16 protein-coding genes and 1 pseudogene are annotated in these 15111 nt (G+C 42.1%); 2 read left to right on the top strand and 15 right to left on the bottom strand.

What is annotated here, in order from left to right; translation table 11 throughout:
* The 6 genes from porK to BUB99_RS19655 all read right to left on the bottom strand — a co-directional run bounded on the left by porK (nt 1) and on the right by BUB99_RS19655 (nt 6968).
* Nucleotides 1-1056 carry a T9SS ring complex lipoprotein PorK/GldK gene (porK, locus tag BUB99_RS19680; RefSeq protein ID WP_073125623.1) on the bottom strand — a complete coding sequence of 352 codons (1056 nt, stop codon included), beginning with the start codon at nt 1054-1056 and terminating at the stop codon, nt 1-3.
* A 188-nt stretch (nt 1057-1244) separates the two neighbouring features.
* Nucleotides 1245-2210, bottom strand: coding sequence for a PorP/SprF family type IX secretion system membrane protein (locus BUB99_RS19675; RefSeq protein ID WP_073125620.1), 966 nt, complete (start codon nt 2208-2210; stop codon nt 1245-1247).
* An 87-nt stretch (nt 2211-2297) separates the two neighbouring features.
* Nucleotides 2298-3083 (bottom strand): uroporphyrinogen-III synthase, encoded by a 786-nt coding sequence (locus tag BUB99_RS19670; RefSeq protein WP_073125618.1) that lies wholly within the window; start codon nt 3081-3083, stop codon nt 2298-2300.
* A 27-nt stretch (nt 3084-3110) separates the two neighbouring features.
* A complete protein-coding gene (locus BUB99_RS19665) occupies nt 3111-4238 on the bottom strand; it encodes a DUF4271 domain-containing protein (RefSeq protein ID WP_084190686.1) in 1128 nt (375 codons plus the stop codon).
* A complete protein-coding gene (locus BUB99_RS19660; RefSeq protein WP_073125613.1) occupies nt 4231-5253 on the bottom strand; it encodes a glycosyltransferase family 4 protein in 1023 nt (340 codons plus the stop codon). The genes BUB99_RS19665 and BUB99_RS19660 overlap by 8 nt, the downstream gene beginning before the upstream one ends.
* Nucleotides 5254-5297: 44 nt before the next feature.
* Nucleotides 5298-6968 (bottom strand): BamA/TamA family outer membrane protein, encoded by a 1671-nt coding sequence (locus BUB99_RS19655; RefSeq protein ID WP_073125610.1) that lies wholly within the window; start codon nt 6966-6968, stop codon nt 5298-5300.
* Between the two features lie 23 nt (nt 6969-6991).
* On the opposite strand from BUB99_RS19655, the gene hemW reads away from it, so the two are divergent.
* Complete coding sequence (gene hemW, locus BUB99_RS19650) at nt 6992-8116, top strand: radical SAM family heme chaperone HemW (RefSeq protein WP_073125608.1); 1125 nt, start codon at nt 6992-6994, stop codon at nt 8114-8116.
* A 79-nt stretch (nt 8117-8195) separates the two neighbouring features.
* Nucleotides 8196-8564, top strand: a complete 369-nt coding sequence (locus BUB99_RS19645; RefSeq protein ID WP_073125606.1) for a hypothetical protein — start codon at nt 8196-8198, stop codon at nt 8562-8564.
* Here BUB99_RS19645 and BUB99_RS19640 read toward each other — a convergent pair.
* The 9 genes and pseudogenes from BUB99_RS19640 to BUB99_RS19600 all read right to left on the bottom strand — a co-directional run.
* Entirely contained in the window at nt 8561-9478 is a 918-nt protein-coding gene (locus BUB99_RS19640) for a hypothetical protein (RefSeq protein WP_073125603.1), read from the bottom strand. The two genes, BUB99_RS19645 and BUB99_RS19640, sit on opposite strands and share 4 nt — an antisense overlap.
* A 752-nt stretch (nt 9479-10230) precedes the next feature.
* Nucleotides 10231-10551, bottom strand: a complete 321-nt coding sequence (locus BUB99_RS19635; protein WP_139281123.1) for a hypothetical protein — start codon at nt 10549-10551, stop codon at nt 10231-10233.
* A gap of 216 nt (nt 10552-10767) precedes the next feature.
* Nucleotides 10768-11064, bottom strand: coding sequence for a hypothetical protein (locus BUB99_RS20300; RefSeq protein ID WP_139281122.1), 297 nt, complete (start codon nt 11062-11064; stop codon nt 10768-10770).
* Nucleotides 11065-11717: 653 nt separating this feature from the next.
* A complete protein-coding gene (locus BUB99_RS19625) occupies nt 11718-12263 on the bottom strand; it encodes an REP-associated tyrosine transposase (protein ID WP_073125595.1) in 546 nt (181 codons plus the stop codon).
* A gap of 180 nt (nt 12264-12443) precedes the next feature.
* Nucleotides 12444-12875: a hypothetical protein gene (locus BUB99_RS19620; protein ID WP_073125593.1), complete on the bottom strand. Its 432-nt coding sequence runs from the start codon at nt 12873-12875 to the stop codon at nt 12444-12446.
* Nucleotides 12872-13507: a hypothetical protein gene (locus tag BUB99_RS19615; RefSeq protein ID WP_139281121.1), complete on the bottom strand. Its 636-nt coding sequence runs from the start codon at nt 13505-13507 to the stop codon at nt 12872-12874. Before BUB99_RS19615 ends, BUB99_RS19620 begins: the two co-directional genes overlap by 4 nt.
* A 65-nt stretch (nt 13508-13572) precedes the next feature.
* On the bottom strand, nt 13573-13824 hold the full coding sequence (locus BUB99_RS19610; protein ID WP_073125588.1) for a hypothetical protein: 252 nt from the start codon (nt 13822-13824) through the stop codon (nt 13573-13575).
* A 132-nt stretch (nt 13825-13956) separates the two neighbouring features.
* Nucleotides 13957-14655: a hypothetical protein gene (locus BUB99_RS19605; RefSeq protein ID WP_139281120.1), complete on the bottom strand. Its 699-nt coding sequence runs from the start codon at nt 14653-14655 to the stop codon at nt 13957-13959.
* A 145-nt stretch (nt 14656-14800) separates the two neighbouring features.
* Nucleotides 14801-15111 (bottom strand): annotated as a pseudogene (locus BUB99_RS19600) (transposase); the annotation flags it as partial.

The following is a 15111-nucleotide window of genomic DNA, read 5'->3' as shown; positions in this document are numbered from 1 at the left end:
TTAAAATTCTGACCCACTAGATCTTCCTAGGTGTGTCATTGCACATCTAAACCCAATTGAAGCTCTTGTTGAATCTTTGTATTCGTAAGTTCTAGTTCCTGTTTCCAAGTAGTAGGCAATATCCTTCCATGATCCTCCACGAATAACCTTTTTTGGTTCATCGTCATCGAAGAATGTAGGATTCAAATCCCATACCAATGGCATAGAAGCAGGATTAAATGCATCCTCACACCATTCAGCAACGTTACCTGACATTTCGTATAGTCCGTAATCATTCGCAAAGAATGTTGCTACTGGAGAAGTGTACGCAAAACCATCATCAAAATAGTTACCTCTACCTGGCTTGAAATTCGCCAATAGACACCCTTTTTGATTTCTGATATATGGACCACCCCAAGGGTACTTGTTCATATCTCTACCGCCTCTGGCTGCATACTCCCATTCAGCCTCTGAAGGCAATCTAAAGTTTGGCATTGGGAACAACCCTCTATCCGATCTGTAGGTATTCAGATGCTCCGTTCTCCATTCGCAGAAATACTTCGCAGCTTCCCAATCTACCCCTACTACAGGATAGTTGTCGAATGCTGGGTGAGACCAGTAGTACACCATCAATGGATCTCCCATGTGGTGTGTAAAATCTCTAACCCATACAGCAGAATCAGGAACCAAATCGGCAACAACAAATCCTTCAGGCAGCTCAGCTTCAGATCCTTCTACGATATCCTCCACGAATTGTCGGTACTCATTGTTTGTGATCTCTGTGTCATCCATATAAAATGGACCAATTGTCACTTGCTTGTTGAAATTGATTTGGGTTGCAGCTACATCTTGATCTGCTTGCCCCATGTGGAAAGTCCCAGGAGGAACCGCCACCATACCAAATGGCCTTACCATTTCAAAGCCATCTCGACCCATGGAACCTATCAGTTCTCCACGATCATCATAACTATCACCTCCGCCTCCGAACACGTTGAGCAAGCTACACCCTTGACCTGCAATCAACACACTCAGCATAAACAGATATGATACAATCTTTCTTACACCTATTTTATTCATAACACGAAATATTATATACACACTTTAACTTAACAAGTATACACAAAATATATTGCATAGTTCAAACCATAAATATAATGTTTCAAAAATTAGAAACACCACTTATTAGCTCTTAAATTGCATTTTCACAAAGGAGACAAAACACCTCCTACATACTTGATCACAATGTTACGTTGAAAAAAAATCAATTAAAACCTAAACCTTGGTGTTCTAACGATTTTTTTCTCACGAGAATTCAGTGCGGGTAGATTGTATCGCAAATACAACTCATGGGAAGTAACTTGTTTGGACTCACTGTCATTCACCACATAATCAAAGGCATAGCCTATACTAAGTGAGTTGTCCTTCAAAAAAGAATACCCAAGCAAAATAGTTAAAGCTTCAGAATCCCTATAAGAAACCCCTCCCCACATTTTTTCCATATATATGGCACGAACATTCACGTCATAAGTGACTCCTGACAGATTTGTTTTAACCATGACAGTGGGCTCCAATCTAAGTTTCTGCGAAAAGTAATACTGATATCTAACCAACAGGCTATACACCCTGACCTGTTCGTTCCCGCTGATGCCGTCCGGATCAAAACTGTAATTAAAATCCGATGGGATCAAATGATCAACTCCCAACGCAAACATCAAATCATTGGAAGAATACGCCATTCCCGCGGATAAATCTGGTGCCATTTGTGATTCCTGACCCAAACCCATGAATTCACTAGGATCTACTGCAATTAATTGAGCAAAATCTAACACGCGGTTGGTCACTGAAGGTCTAACACCCAAACTCAACCGACCTCTTGACATCTCTAGATGGTAAGCCAATGACAGCTGTACGTATGTGTCCTTTCTAGGACCAAACTCATCATAGATAAACGTCCCTCCTAAAGCTAAGGGAGCCTTGCCCAGTTGTAGCAATGTAGAAAAATTAACAAATTGTGTCGCAGGTGCACCTCCTTCATATTCGAATGTAGGCTCGTACCCAGTCCATTGATTTCGACTCAACAGCGTTACACTGGCTTGACCATCATAGGTTGTCAAACTAGGGTTGACATAGGAGGCGTTTAGCATAAAGTGGCTGAACACAGGGTCTTGTTGAGCAAAAGCAATGCTTGCGCTCAACCAAAAACATCCTAATAGCCAGATCAGTTTTCGCATTGGAGAGGTTTAAAAAAAACAATGGAGTAATTATAAGGAAAAACCCATACAATTACTCCATTGTAAACATATTCTAAATAGAATGTCTTAAGCCTTATTCACAGCTTTGATGTACAACTCTAGTGCACCAGTCATAGACGGGGCATTAGGTAGTGGCGCTTGAATATCCAACACCATTCCTGCATCAGTCACAGCCTTTGAAGTCGTGGGGCCAAACGCTGCGATCCTCGTCTCGTTCTGCTCAAAATTCGGAAAGTTCACCAACAGTGAATTAATACCAGATGGGCTAAAAAAGGCAATAATATCATACTTCACATCATCCAAATCAGAAAGATCACTTGCAACTGTCTTGTAGATGATTGCTTCAGAGTATTCGTAATTGTTATCTTTCAGGAAGTCCGGAATATCCTCTTTTCTGATATTAGAACAAGGAAAGATATATTTCTCTTTACTATGCTTCTTTAGAATTTCAATAAGATCCTCAGCGGTTCTCAGGCCTGTAAATATTTTTCGCTTTCTAATCACGATGTATTTCTGCAGATAATTAGCTGTTTGCTCTGAGATACAGAAATACTTCATATCAGAAGGGATTTCAACTTTACTCTCAGTCGCTAATCTGAAAAAATGATCTACTGCATTTCGACTCGTAAAAATAACTGCTGTATGCGCAAGGATATCAATTTTTTGTTTTCTAAACTCCTTGACATCTACAGGATCTATTTGAATAAAAGGCCTAAAGTCAATTTTCAACTTATATTTTTCCGCAAGTTGAGCATATGGCGATTTATCATCGCTCGGTTTAGGCTGTGAAACTAAAATGCTAGACACTTTTTTTAGCCTTGCCTTGTTTTCTGTCAGTAATTCTTCACTCATTCCAATTGACCTTTTATGAACAAATTTTTATCTTAAAAGAGTTTTAACGATAATAATCAGGGGTATAATTTCTGAGCTGCAAAGGTAAGAAATTAAATGCAGTTTTTTGACCCCCAAATTATTATTTAGAATTAAATACATCAAAACCAGCCGTATAAGTAAGAAGATGAGTACGACTAGCTTGACCACAAACCACAGGTCTGCGGCCAAATCCAATGAAGACACAAACACTACTATACTCGCGCTAAAAGCAAAGAAGGAAATAAGAAGCGATAGTCGGAAATAGGCAAAAAAATGGACTTCAATTGCCTTTTGAAATCCAAATACCCTCGCCATCAATCCTATCAACGGCACCTTGAGTATCATTAGTCCAAAGGCGATAGCAAAAACCAGTAAAGCCTGAACTTCTGAAGAAGGTAAAAAACCAAAATAAGCCACCCAGTGAGAGGTCTCACCTAATTTCAATCCAAGGTTTAAGACTGCTCCTGCAAGAAAAGCCGCATACAAAAAAATAAAGCCTATCGTAATCAGTGATAATGGCGACTGTGCTGCGATTAGCTCAAAGTTTTGTCTAACACGAATAGATTTAGATACTAAAAAATACTCATGAAATAATCGATAAAGATAGGTTCTAAAAATGACCATCAATGATAGGATAGTCAGAGAAGCTAAGATCATTCGATCGTTCTCCCCTTTGGACCGGTATATTTCGCTCAATTCGCTGCCCGTCTCTACCAAAACATTATCCCCCGTCTGCACCACCCAAGAACTCACCCCCTGTGAATCCCAACTCTTGCTATAAAGTATGAGGTTGATTGAAGGTTGATCATAATATGACCGTAGACTATCCACCGACCAAAGTAAGGTATCACGCCGCTCCGTCACAGTCATCAAGGCTGCCTCAATATAAATGGAGTGATTAGCCGGTACGATTAGCATCAATTCGGCTCCCATATACTGATTTAGGTTCAGGTCAAAAGTCACTGCGGGAACACTAGAAGTACTGAGATAGGGCACTAGTATCTTTAGATTCGGTTCATGGTTTTTCCACGAGTAGCGAAGGTCTTTGATAACGCTGAACCCCTCGCTCGCCGAGAGTCGGTTAGGCATCAAGCCCAGACCTAAGATGATACTCAGTAAAAACAATTTACGCATGTTGCGCTCTCTTTTTCTTGGTGAGCAACTCCAGTCCTACGCTAAAAACAACTGCAAAGACTCCCAAGCACAGAAGTAAAATCGTATTACCAAGTTCAGCATAGAGCCTAATCAGTGCAATCACACCAATATTGATCAATGCAAGCGTTATCACGGTCTGCGAATGAGACAATCCCATGTAGCCAAAATAATGATGTATGTGGTTGCGATCTGGCATAAAAGGCGACACCCCATTGTACACACGAATGATAAAGACACGGATCGTATCAAAGATCGGAATGAACAAAACACCTATCGTAAGAGCAGGAGCTGCAGGCACTAGGCGCATTTCTATGAAATGAATTGCCATGATAGAAATAATAAAACCGCTGACCAATGCACCTGTGTCTCCCATAAAGACTTTAGCATTCCCAAAATTATACCTCAAAAAACCTAGTATGCCTCCAGCTAAGGCAAAAGCCACAAAAGCATAGCTCATCTGGTTGTAAAAATAAAATGCTATTCCAAAGGCGAAGCATATTATCAAAACGATCGTGCCTGCCAAGCCGTTGATCCCATCGATCAAGTTGACGGCATTAGTCACACAGAGTATCACGAGGAATGTAAAAGCGTAGCTAAGCCCTATATCCAGGTCATACACCCCAAATAGCCCTTGAAAACTAGAAATTCTAATATCTGCATAAAACAACACAATACCCGCAGCAAGCACCTGCACAAAGAATTTTTTAAACACGGACACCCCGTTAATATCATCTTTGACGCCTACGAAAAAAATAATAAGGCTCCCAGCCAGAAGTTGTTGCACACCCATGGTCATTTGACCAAAAATAGCTACCCCTGTCATAAATCCTGCGAAAATACCTAACCCACCCAAACGTGGAGTATCTACCCCATGATGCTTGCGAAAATCAGGCTGATCCAAAATCCGCTTGCTGTGTGCCACGCTGATAATCGTGGGGATGGAAAACATAGAAATGAGCATCGCCCAAAAGAAGATAAGAAGTGATTCAATCATAAGTCAGAATTGGCTGTCAAAGTAAGCGAATTAAAGCATCCTTTTCAAAATAAAGCACTGTATCCAAAATGGATTTTTGAGGAATCGAACGAAAAGCCTTGGTTTTCTCTCCTACCTAAACCATAAAGCATGAGAAATGAACCGCCTGCTGTATCGAACTGCATCCCCAGTCCTACTCCAGATGGCCTGTCAGAGAAACTGCCGCGAACAATATCATACGACATCCATCCTTGATCATAGAACGCCAAAAGATATGACTTATTCTCTATGTAAAACCTCCATTCGAGATTAGTATAAACATAGCTGCCTGCATAAAATTCGTTCTCATTAAACCCGCGGATCGACCGCAAGCCCCCGAGTCGAAACAAGTCATTGAGATACAGCACATCACTCTCCATCCATCCCCCAGATACTGCGACATGGAGTACAGATCTACGCCGAACGGGCTGGTAGTAACGCACCTTGGCACTCAGGCGATACTGTGTCGTCTCCACATCGGCGACTGTATCTAGCCTAATATCCTTGTACCCTACTTGCGTGTCAAAAGCTAATGCGATTCCTTGCCTCGGAGTAGTCCTGTCATCTAACCGCCAATACTCCCCCGACAGACCATAATAATCAATTTTGAAACTTCCGCTCTCACCACTATCATCATTCAGTTCATTGCCAAGTTCGTTTTCATAGCTTGTGCGCAGCTTCATACGACCAGATGGATAATAGTCAAACGCGGCTTTTAATGACCGATTGGAGAACAAAGTGTCTTGCTTGAGTTGATCATAGCCGAGAAACAAATCCAAGGGCATGCCCAAAAAAGCCGGGTGCAAATAGTGGATTTCCAACCGCTGAGAATTGGTAGTATATCTTTCCCAGTGCAGTTCAAACTGCTTGGCAGACTGGAACAGGTTTTTGAGGCTCAAATTCAACTCCCCTGTAATATCCACCCGACTAGACCCATTAGCTGAGGGCACGAGCCCCAGTATCCCATCAAAATAGTTGACCTTCTGTCGCTCTAATTCTAATTTGATCTGAGATCGCTGTAGCGAAAAAGTACTTTCCATTGCCTTGAGTTTAACCGCAGGTATATTTTCGAGCTTATTTCCAATATCCAGCACACGCGACTCGCTGTAGTAGTGGCCATAGTTGAGACCGAGGTAGCGGCTAACAAAACGTTCTTTTAGTACGCCCGCTGGCACGACCTCCAGCGAATCAAAACGAATCAGCATACCCGGATCAATCTCCAGCCAGAGATACAACGCCTGATCACGAACGACGGATGAGTCTATCACTACCGAGGCAAAGGGATAGCCATTGTCTTCATAGTGTGACAAAATCCCCTCGATGCGTTTGTTGACCTGAGCCACACTGTTCTTGTCCCTAGACAATCGCCTCTCCTGCTCGATGACCTGATCCGAACGAAGCTCGAACAGGACACGCTCGTAACGACTACCCAGGTAGTAGTAGGCTTCTACCTGCCCCTCACGCCATGTGATGCTATCCATACTCGATAGCCAATAGCCTTCTCTCTGCAGTCTGTGGGTGACCTGTCGAGTATACTGTATCACCGCACTAGAGTCTACGGTCGAGGATGCATCTGCCAAGCGATCTGGGATGCCATGTAACACTACTTCATACTTTTGTGCAGTCGCCCACTGAGACAAGGCCGCAAATAGCATCACCAAAGCGATTAGATTATAGATTTGTCTATACTTTAGCATCCTACTTTAAACCCATTGATCTCGTGAGTGGAATTTATATCCATATTCCCTATTGCAAACAAGCCTGCTACTACTGTGATTTTCACTTCTCTACCAGTCTGCAAAATAAACAGCAAATGGTAGAAGCATTGAAAAAAGAGCTGAAACTACGCACAACCTACTTATCCGACCCAGTAATCCATACACTGTACTTCGGGGGTGGCACGCCCTCACTGCTCGACAGCCACGAGCTCGCAGACCTGATCGAGATGGTTCGAGAGACCTATCAGCTTGCGCCCGATGCGGAACTCACCTTAGAGGCCAACCCTGATGATCTGACAACCGAAAAATTGACACAAATCAAAGCACTAGGTGTCAACAGGCTCAGCATTGGTGTGCAATCTTTTGATGACGAGATATTGCAGTATTTCAACCGCTCGCATGACAGCTCAGCGGCCATAACATCGATACGTGAAGCACAAGGTCTCGGGATAGAAAACATCAGTATCGACCTTATTTTTGGTGTCCCAAATCAAACACGTGCCATGCTCCAAAAAGACCTGGAAATGGCCCTATCACTAGACACTCCTCATATATCCATCTATGGCCTCACGATAGAGGAAGACACGGTATTCGGCAAGTGGCATCAACAAAACAAACTAACCCCCATGGATGACGATCTCGCGGGGCAGCATCTCATGCTGATCATGGAGACACTATCTGCTGCAGGATACGAGCAGTACGAGATCTCCAATTTCAGTAAACCTGGCTGGCGATCTCACCACAATTCCTCCTACTGGTCTGGCACGCACTATCTCGGAATAGGGCCTGCAGCGCACTCCTACGATGGAGACAGTCGACAGTACAACGTGTCGCACAACACGAAATACATCAAAGCACTAAAAAACGGCGAACTGGCCTGTGAAATAGAGACCCTGAGTCAAAAGGATAAAATCACAGAGTTTGTCCTGACACAAATACGAAAATCAGAAGGCATCAATCTGGAACAACTGCATCGACAGCTTGATTATGACCTGCAACGAACCAAAGCAGCAGAACTCTCACAACTACTCGCCGAACAACTCGTCTACATAGAAGACAACTCGCTTACGCTCACCCAAAAGGGAAAACTACTAGGAGATTGGGTCACCGAGCAATTGATTCCTTGATTAGATAAGGCTAGTACGAGAGTTTTTTTATAATTTAACGCATTCATAAAATGTTGGCGCACCACCTGACTTAGCTCACATGAACCAAGAAGAGAAAAAAGCTTTTATGCTACTGAAGTCCCTCATCTTCCACTACCATGGATTGGATGAGGATGAAGAGAAAATTCTAAACGAGTCTGCCGATGAGCTATCAGCACACAAAGAACTCGAATGGGCCAATGCATTCATCGCAGAGGATTTCTTATCCGCCTTTGAGCGATCACGCGAACTCCTCAACAAAATCATCGGCACGCTGCCCATGGATCAAAAGCTCCAGTACCTATTCTCCGTCTGGGAAGACAACAACAAAAAAGGCTACCTCACCGAAATGGAAGCCACCGCCATGCTCAACCTCGCCAAAGACTGGGGCATCCGTCAGGAGCTCATGGACAAGGTGCGAGAGGCTTAAAATCCTTCCTTTCGGATCTCGTAAGTATCATGCTGATCTAACCAAGCTCTGACCTCTTGTAGCGATTGTTCATAATCCGCTACCATCAGCTCACCAAACTCATCTACGGGCAGAGGAAAATCTATGATCACAGGAGCGATATACTCCATCACCCGATAGCCACAGAGGATCTTTTTGTTGGAATCTGGATCTGCCGACATGCAGTTGGCTTTGTCACTTTGTATGATCCCTTCCAAATATTCAAAAATCTCAGGATTGCGGGTATATACCAGACCTGGCACAAAATCATAGACAAAATCATCATCCATAGGTGCACGACTGAGTTTGGTTAACAGGTACGCTGTGGACTGCTGATCTCCCATCCTGCATAGTGCGAGCCTGGCCGCCCATTTGTCGGTAAATGAGGCGTCGGATTGGATGATTTGGCCAATGGCACTTTTGTATGCGCCGAGCTGAAGCCAACCGGCCAGCTTGAGTGCTGTGTCCAGATGAATGGCCGTCGAGTCAATGTACTGCCCAATCGTCTCTTTGTCCTGTGCTGCAAAATCCTGCACTGCAAATCCAGACAAGCCCTCCATCACTGCATCGATGATTCCGCTGTCCTTGTCTTGCAATCCTTTGGTCAAGAGACCCACTGCTTGTGATCGGATGGATGCCTGATTGCTCTGCTGTCCAACAGACTTGGCTATCGCATAGGCCTTGGCTCTGACCTTAGGTACGGTGTCCTGCTGGTATCGGTTCAGCTCTGTCAGCAAGGTGGCAACTTCTTTGGTCTTCAATATTTTGCTGGGGATGGGATCGTAGGAGCCACCTCTGACTTGAGTCATGTATTGATCCAGGGACTTGGTGATCGACTGTGCCTGCGTCTGAAACACAATTGCCATGAGGGCGAGCTGGTAGATGATTTTTCGCATGCTTAATATTACGCAGTTCTGAGCAAATACTAAAAGGTAGGAGAAAGTAAGACTGAGTGATGGTGATTTATTGAGGGTTATAGTGGTTGGTTGTGGCTTTAGACATTGTCTAGCGTGCACTCTCATCTGGCAGGAGCTCAAGGTCATTGAGGGAAATGAAACAAAACCTCACAGGTTTCGGTCATGGTGACAGCTCTTTAAACGCGCTAAACAGGCCATCGTTTCCTTTGGTTTCAACCAGAGTGATAGCACAGACAATCTGGCAGTACTACATCCAATACGCGAGCAAGAAGCACAGCTCTATACCCATCAATTGGTCACTATTGAGTCCCACAAAGTAGGGTATGAAAGGACTACAAGTGATCGACAAATCAAACACGTGTGTTTGGCCGTCTAAACACGTGTGTTTGGAGCTCGGAACACAGGTGTTTGATCGAGCAAACACACGTGTTTAAAAACGGACGATAAAAACCCTCTCCAGGCTATTTAAACGGCACTTTCCGTAGAGAGTCGGCATGATATAGAGCAAGCCATCATGTCCTCATATCTAATTCGTGATCCATCTACCATGGGAGCTAAAAAAAGGAGACATTTTGTCTGGGTACCGCTGTTTTAAGTGTCCCGAAGGGCCACTTGGAACTAAACAATAAAATCAAGTCTTCAGACTTGTTGATCATAAAAATCCGCTCGGTCGCATTTCCGAATGCGACCACATCTTTATGGCAACCCCTCTGGTCGTAGCGTCCGCTCGATTACACATAGCTGATAGCTAGTTCGCCGATTTCACCTGCATACTGTCTCGCACTACTCCATACCCAGTCTTCTGGCTTATATACAAACCCTGCCTCTACTGGGTTGTCGTGTACATAAGCCAATCGCTGATCTATCATCTCATTGGTGGACATCTCTATGGAATGATTCTGTTGTTGCCACAACTGAAAAACTCCATTCCTTTTATGAATCACTTCTTTGTAAACGTCACGTATGAATACCTGTCTGCCGACAGGCAGGTATCTATCCAGTTGACTATCGTAAAAGTCACACGATGAGCGGACAGCTGATCTCGTATCCATGCCTGTCGGCAGACAGGGCATATTTTCTACCCATCACTACAAGATAAGCAGATCCTACAAAACGCCAAAAACGGGCGGACGCCCTTCTACATTTTAGGTCTTAGCGGACGCTACGACCAGAGGGTATTCTTACTTGTGCTTCTTATCGCATTACAAATGCTCTACCATGACATCCTCGTCACAGACGAGGACGATTGGGGTGGGGCACACCTACTCCTAGTGGATTCTTGACTTGTCCACCATTGAATCACTTGGCATATACTTTGAAATAGCATCAAATAATTCAATTATATCGGTATCAGAATCAAAAAAAGCTTCATGTTGTAATAATTTGAGTTTACCATGTTCATATATTTCCCAATAGCCCTTGCTTTTAAATTCGGGATAAAAAACAATCACTAAATCAATCTTCCTGCAATTAATTTGTTTCATTGTACTATTTTGATAGTATTTAATTTCAATAAATTCCTCTCCTATTGTTATAGATTGTATATAACTTTTAGCACGCTTCATAGCTCCAAATATCCTTGGTGTAAACACAATTATTGGAATTAGTATTTTGAATATACTAGATATAAGACTATCTGACAGTGTCCACAATATAACTTCAAGAATTATAGTATAAATTATAAATAAAAGTATCAAGTCTATAAATCTACTTATGTAATTGCTTTTATTATATTTATTTGTCCAGTTCATCTTCTATCTTTGATTTCAACAATTCTAGTTCTAGAATGGCGTCTTCTGCTTCTGATTTAGTTGTATATAGCCCAATTAAATTGTCAATAATATCAATTGATTCCATTCTTTTAAAACTTGCTGGAATACTTTTATATGGAATATCAAGTAAGACTAACCCCTCTGGTCGTAGCGTCCGCTACGACCAGAGGGGTTAGTCTTACTTTACCTGATGCCGATAAATCGCATATCCTGTACACCATTGATAACTTACTTGCTTCTGTAAAAACTAGGCTGGCTTATAAGTAAAAAGCCCCGCATCTGTGAGGCTTTCAGACATCTTATTTAATACTCGACAACTCAAAAGCCTTTAACAAGGCTTTTCCTAAATCTTCATCTGTTGCCGTTGCGTAATCTAATTCTATGTTGGGATCCCGCTCGGTCGCATTTCCGAATGCGACCACATCTTTATGGCATTTGCAATGCCTTCATAGTAGCTCCACTTCCATTACCCCTAATTCTCCTCCATAGTTTCTTGCGCTACTATAAACATAGTCATCTGCCTGACTCACGAAACCACCCTCTACCGGGTTTTGGTGAAGATAGTTCAGCTTTTCATCTATAAAAGCATTTGTCTCTAGTTGCTTGGCATGATAACCTTCCTTCCATAAAATGTATTGACTTCCTCTTTTGATCCGTTGTGCTTCGTAAGCAAACTTGTTGAGCATCCACTCACGTCTACTTTCTGGTATTTCCTTAATCAACGCTATCAATTTCTTTGAAGTAAACTTCTTAAAATCACGAATCGTGGCTACCAAATCAAAGCCTTCTTTTGAACTGACAATCAAATGCACATGACTCGTCATAATCACAAAAGCATGGACAATCAATCCCTTTTCTTTTTGACAATACTTCAGTGAGTCAATTATACAGTCACGATAGGCATTGCGAACGAATAAATCTACCCATCCTATTACTGTAAATGTCACAAAATACAATCCTGACTCGTCTCTAATTTTGTATCGATTGGCCATAAGGAAAGATAATTTGATAATTGCGGCATTGCAAATGCCTACTTAAGGTTTCAGTCGCATTCGGAAATGCGACCGAGCGGGAATCCTGCGGAACACTTGAAAGAACAGGGAGGCGCCCTTCTACATTTTAGGTCTTAGCGGACGCTACGACCAGAAGCGGTCTAATTCTAGAGTAAATGGTTACACATCCTCTTTAGGATTCATATTCCCTGACTTATAAGTCCGAAAAACCTCTACAATCTCCTCAAGCTCTTCTTTACTTATCCCTGTTACGGCAAAGTACTTTTTAGATTTATGTTTAAAGTCTATAGCAAGAGTAATACCCTTATTGATAACCCCTTTAACTTCGATGCTATTAATATCCTCAAAAGCGGTTACTTCCTTATAGTATGGCCGTAATTGATTTGTTATCTCAATAGTATTACTCTCTACATTAAAACTAAAAGCATAAATCATGTTAATAAGCAAATAAAAAATCAATGAGATCATAGAAAGAAATAGAGCTTGAACAAGAGTTACCTTTACAAGAAATATCATAATCAAAAGAGTTAAACTATAATAGACCACACCTTTACCCCATATGTAAGTAGTATCAGATTTAAGTTTTATCATTCTGCCCTCTTTTTTAGTTGTACAGTTAAGGTTACACCGCCATAAGTCACATTTACAAATTCAGCACCTGCTGCATAACCCTGAATAATATTTTTCATCGCACTGCCCGACAATGTAAAAGTTTCTATTGTTTCTCCTCCAGCTTTTACCCCTACATACAAAGAAGTAAGGTCATACAATACACTGACCTTGCTCGGCAGTATTTCCAAACGACCATACTCCATCATTTGGCGAGCTTGAATGTATAGCCCTTCACTGTCACAACCTTCATAGTCAGGAGTAAGAAAATGCTTTGAAGTAAATACACTATCTTGGCTCATTTCGTCTGCATAAAGTTCAATATAATATGGGCCTTTGGGTTTTAGATCTAAATAATCAACCCTACCAGTATCGTTAGGGTCATAATCCAAAAAACCAATAAACAACTCCCTCACACTAGGGGTGTAGTTAGCAATGTCTTCAGTATAGCCAACTGAAAGCACTCTGTACTCTTTCTGAACGGAGAAACCCTTTTGACTTGGGTCGTCATAATATACCATCCAAATTCCCTGCATGCAATCCAAAGGCGTTTCTTGAGCTCGTGCAAAAAATGATGTCATAAATATAAATGACGATAGAATTAACACTTTCATTATCCTTAAAATTTTATTTACCTAATAGCTTGATTAACGCCCCCCTGGTCGTAGTGTCCGCTCGATTACACATAGCTGATAGCTAGTTCGCTGATTTTACCTGCATACTGTCTGGCACTACTCCATACCCAGTCTTCTGGCTTATATACAAACCATGCCTCTACTGGGTTGTAATGTATATAATCCAATCGCTGATCTATCATCTCATTGGTGGACAACTCTATGGGATGATTATGTTGTCGCCACAACTGAAAAACGCCATCCCTTTTATGAATCATTTCTTTGTACACATCACGTATGAATACCTTTCTGCCCATCACTACAAGATAAGTACATTCTATAAAACTCCAACAACGGGCGGACGCCCTTCCATATTTTAGGTCTTAGCGGACGCTACGACCAGAAGGGTGCTTAACTTAACAACATTGAGCTTGCGCCAGCGGGGCCTCCTAAAACTCTACATCCCCTTTTTTTATCCACCCGTTAACTAGCCGGGTGGATAAAAACTCAAATCTTAGCCAATCTCCTTTTTCTTCCAATATGGTAGGTACGTCACCTGAAACCATAAACATCTTGGTAGGTACATCGGGAGCAGAGTAAATAACACATTTGTCGACTTTCACCTGGGCGACCTGAGTGTCCAGATATTCTGAGATATAATTGCGTCCACTCTCTTTGCCTGCCTCATAGAGGTAACGAACGGCCTTGCTGGGCAGTCTTTCCAAACGACCATACTCCATCATTTGACGAGCTTGGATGTATAGCCCTTCACTGTCGCAACCTTCATAGCCAGGTGTTGTAAAATATGAAGAAGTGAATACACTGTCTTGACTTAATTCGTCTGTATAAAATTCAACATAATAAGAACCGTCTGGTTTTAAATCAGTGTAGTTTACTTTTCCAGCAACATTCGGGTCATAGTCTAAAAATCCAATAATCAATTCCGTAATGCTTGGTTTGTAGCTAGAAGACCCTTCAATGTAGCTAATTGAAACAACATTATGTCCTTTCCGAAGTGAAAACCCCTTCTGATTTGAATCGTCGTAATAGACCGTCCAGACTCCGTCCATGCACTCCAAAGGGGTTTCTTGTGCACTTACAAAAAATGATGTCAAAGACACAATTGATAATAATATTATTCTTTTCATAATTGGATTTTATTTAATCGCTTGATTAATGGCTATTGTCTTTTTAAAACGATCATCGGCACCATTTGGAGGGTTGTCTTTGGAACCATTAATAATACCCCCCCGCTGGTGCGAGCTTGCAGCTCGTACCTTGGTCATGTCACAGTCAAATATAGTCTATCTCTAGTAGCCCTTTTCCTCCTGCATAATCTATAGCACTACTATATTTCCAATGCTCTGGCTCTAATACAAAACCTGATTCAACTGGGTTCTGATGTATGTAATCTACCTTCTGATCTATCACTTTGGAACTCCAAAGCTCAATAGGTTTATTGTGCTGCTGCCAAAACTGCCTGTTTTGAACATTACTGTTCTTCATACCTGCTCGTTCCATCATCCATAGTAGCCCTGTCTGCCGACAGGCATGGCATTCGCATCTACTTTCTTGGGGATTCTCTGATATAGCTTGCTGTAGCT

Origin of the sequence: Reichenbachiella agariperforans, from assembly GCF_900142205.1 — a bacterium.
Taxonomy (GTDB): domain Bacteria; phylum Bacteroidota; class Bacteroidia; order Cytophagales; family Cyclobacteriaceae; genus Reichenbachiella; species Reichenbachiella agariperforans.
Note: the sequence above shows the minus strand (reverse complement) of the source record. Positions and strands in the feature narration are given on the sequence as shown.

What these genes read in the sequence shown, in the direction of transcription:
- BUB99_RS19620 (WP_073125593.1), bottom strand. Translation starts at nt 12,875, where the DNA reads ATGATAAAACTTAAATCTGATACTACTTACATATGGGGTAAAGGTGTG.
- BUB99_RS19610 (WP_073125588.1), bottom strand. Translation starts at nt 13,824, where the DNA reads ATGGGCAGAAAGGTATTCATACGTGATGTGTACAAAGAAATGATTCAT.
- porK (WP_073125623.1), bottom strand. Translation starts at nt 1,056, where the DNA reads ATGAATAAAATAGGTGTAAGAAAGATTGTATCATATCTGTTTATGCTG.
- BUB99_RS19655 (WP_073125610.1), bottom strand. Translation starts at nt 6,968, where the DNA reads ATGCTAAAGTATAGACAAATCTATAATCTAATCGCTTTGGTGATGCTA.
- BUB99_RS19645 (WP_073125606.1), top strand. Translation starts at nt 8,196, where the DNA reads ATGAACCAAGAAGAGAAAAAAGCTTTTATGCTACTGAAGTCCCTCATC.
- BUB99_RS19625 (WP_073125595.1), bottom strand. Translation starts at nt 12,263, where the DNA reads ATGGCCAATCGATACAAAATTAGAGACGAGTCAGGATTGTATTTTGTG.
- BUB99_RS19675 (WP_073125620.1), bottom strand. Translation starts at nt 2,210, where the DNA reads ATGCGAAAACTGATCTGGCTATTAGGATGTTTTTGGTTGAGCGCAAGC.
- BUB99_RS19660 (WP_073125613.1), bottom strand. Translation starts at nt 5,253, where the DNA reads ATGATTGAATCACTTCTTATCTTCTTTTGGGCGATGCTCATTTCTATG.
- BUB99_RS20300 (WP_139281122.1), bottom strand. Translation starts at nt 11,064, where the DNA reads ATGAAGCGTGCTAAAAGTTATATACAATCTATAACAATAGGAGAGGAA.
- BUB99_RS19635 (WP_139281123.1), bottom strand. Translation starts at nt 10,551, where the DNA reads ATGGATACGAGATCAGCTGTCCGCTCATCGTGTGACTTTTACGATAGT.
- BUB99_RS19640 (WP_073125603.1), bottom strand. Translation starts at nt 9,478, where the DNA reads ATGCGAAAAATCATCTACCAGCTCGCCCTCATGGCAATTGTGTTTCAG.
- BUB99_RS19605 (WP_139281120.1), bottom strand. Translation starts at nt 14,655, where the DNA reads ATGAAAAGAATAATATTATTATCAATTGTGTCTTTGACATCATTTTTT.
- BUB99_RS19615 (WP_139281121.1), bottom strand. Translation starts at nt 13,507, where the DNA reads ATGAAAGTGTTAATTCTATCGTCATTTATATTTATGACATCATTTTTT.
- BUB99_RS19665 (WP_084190686.1), bottom strand. Translation starts at nt 4,238, where the DNA reads ATGCGTAAATTGTTTTTACTGAGTATCATCTTAGGTCTGGGCTTGATG.
- BUB99_RS19670 (WP_073125618.1), bottom strand. Translation starts at nt 3,083, where the DNA reads ATGAGTGAAGAATTACTGACAGAAAACAAGGCAAGGCTAAAAAAAGTG.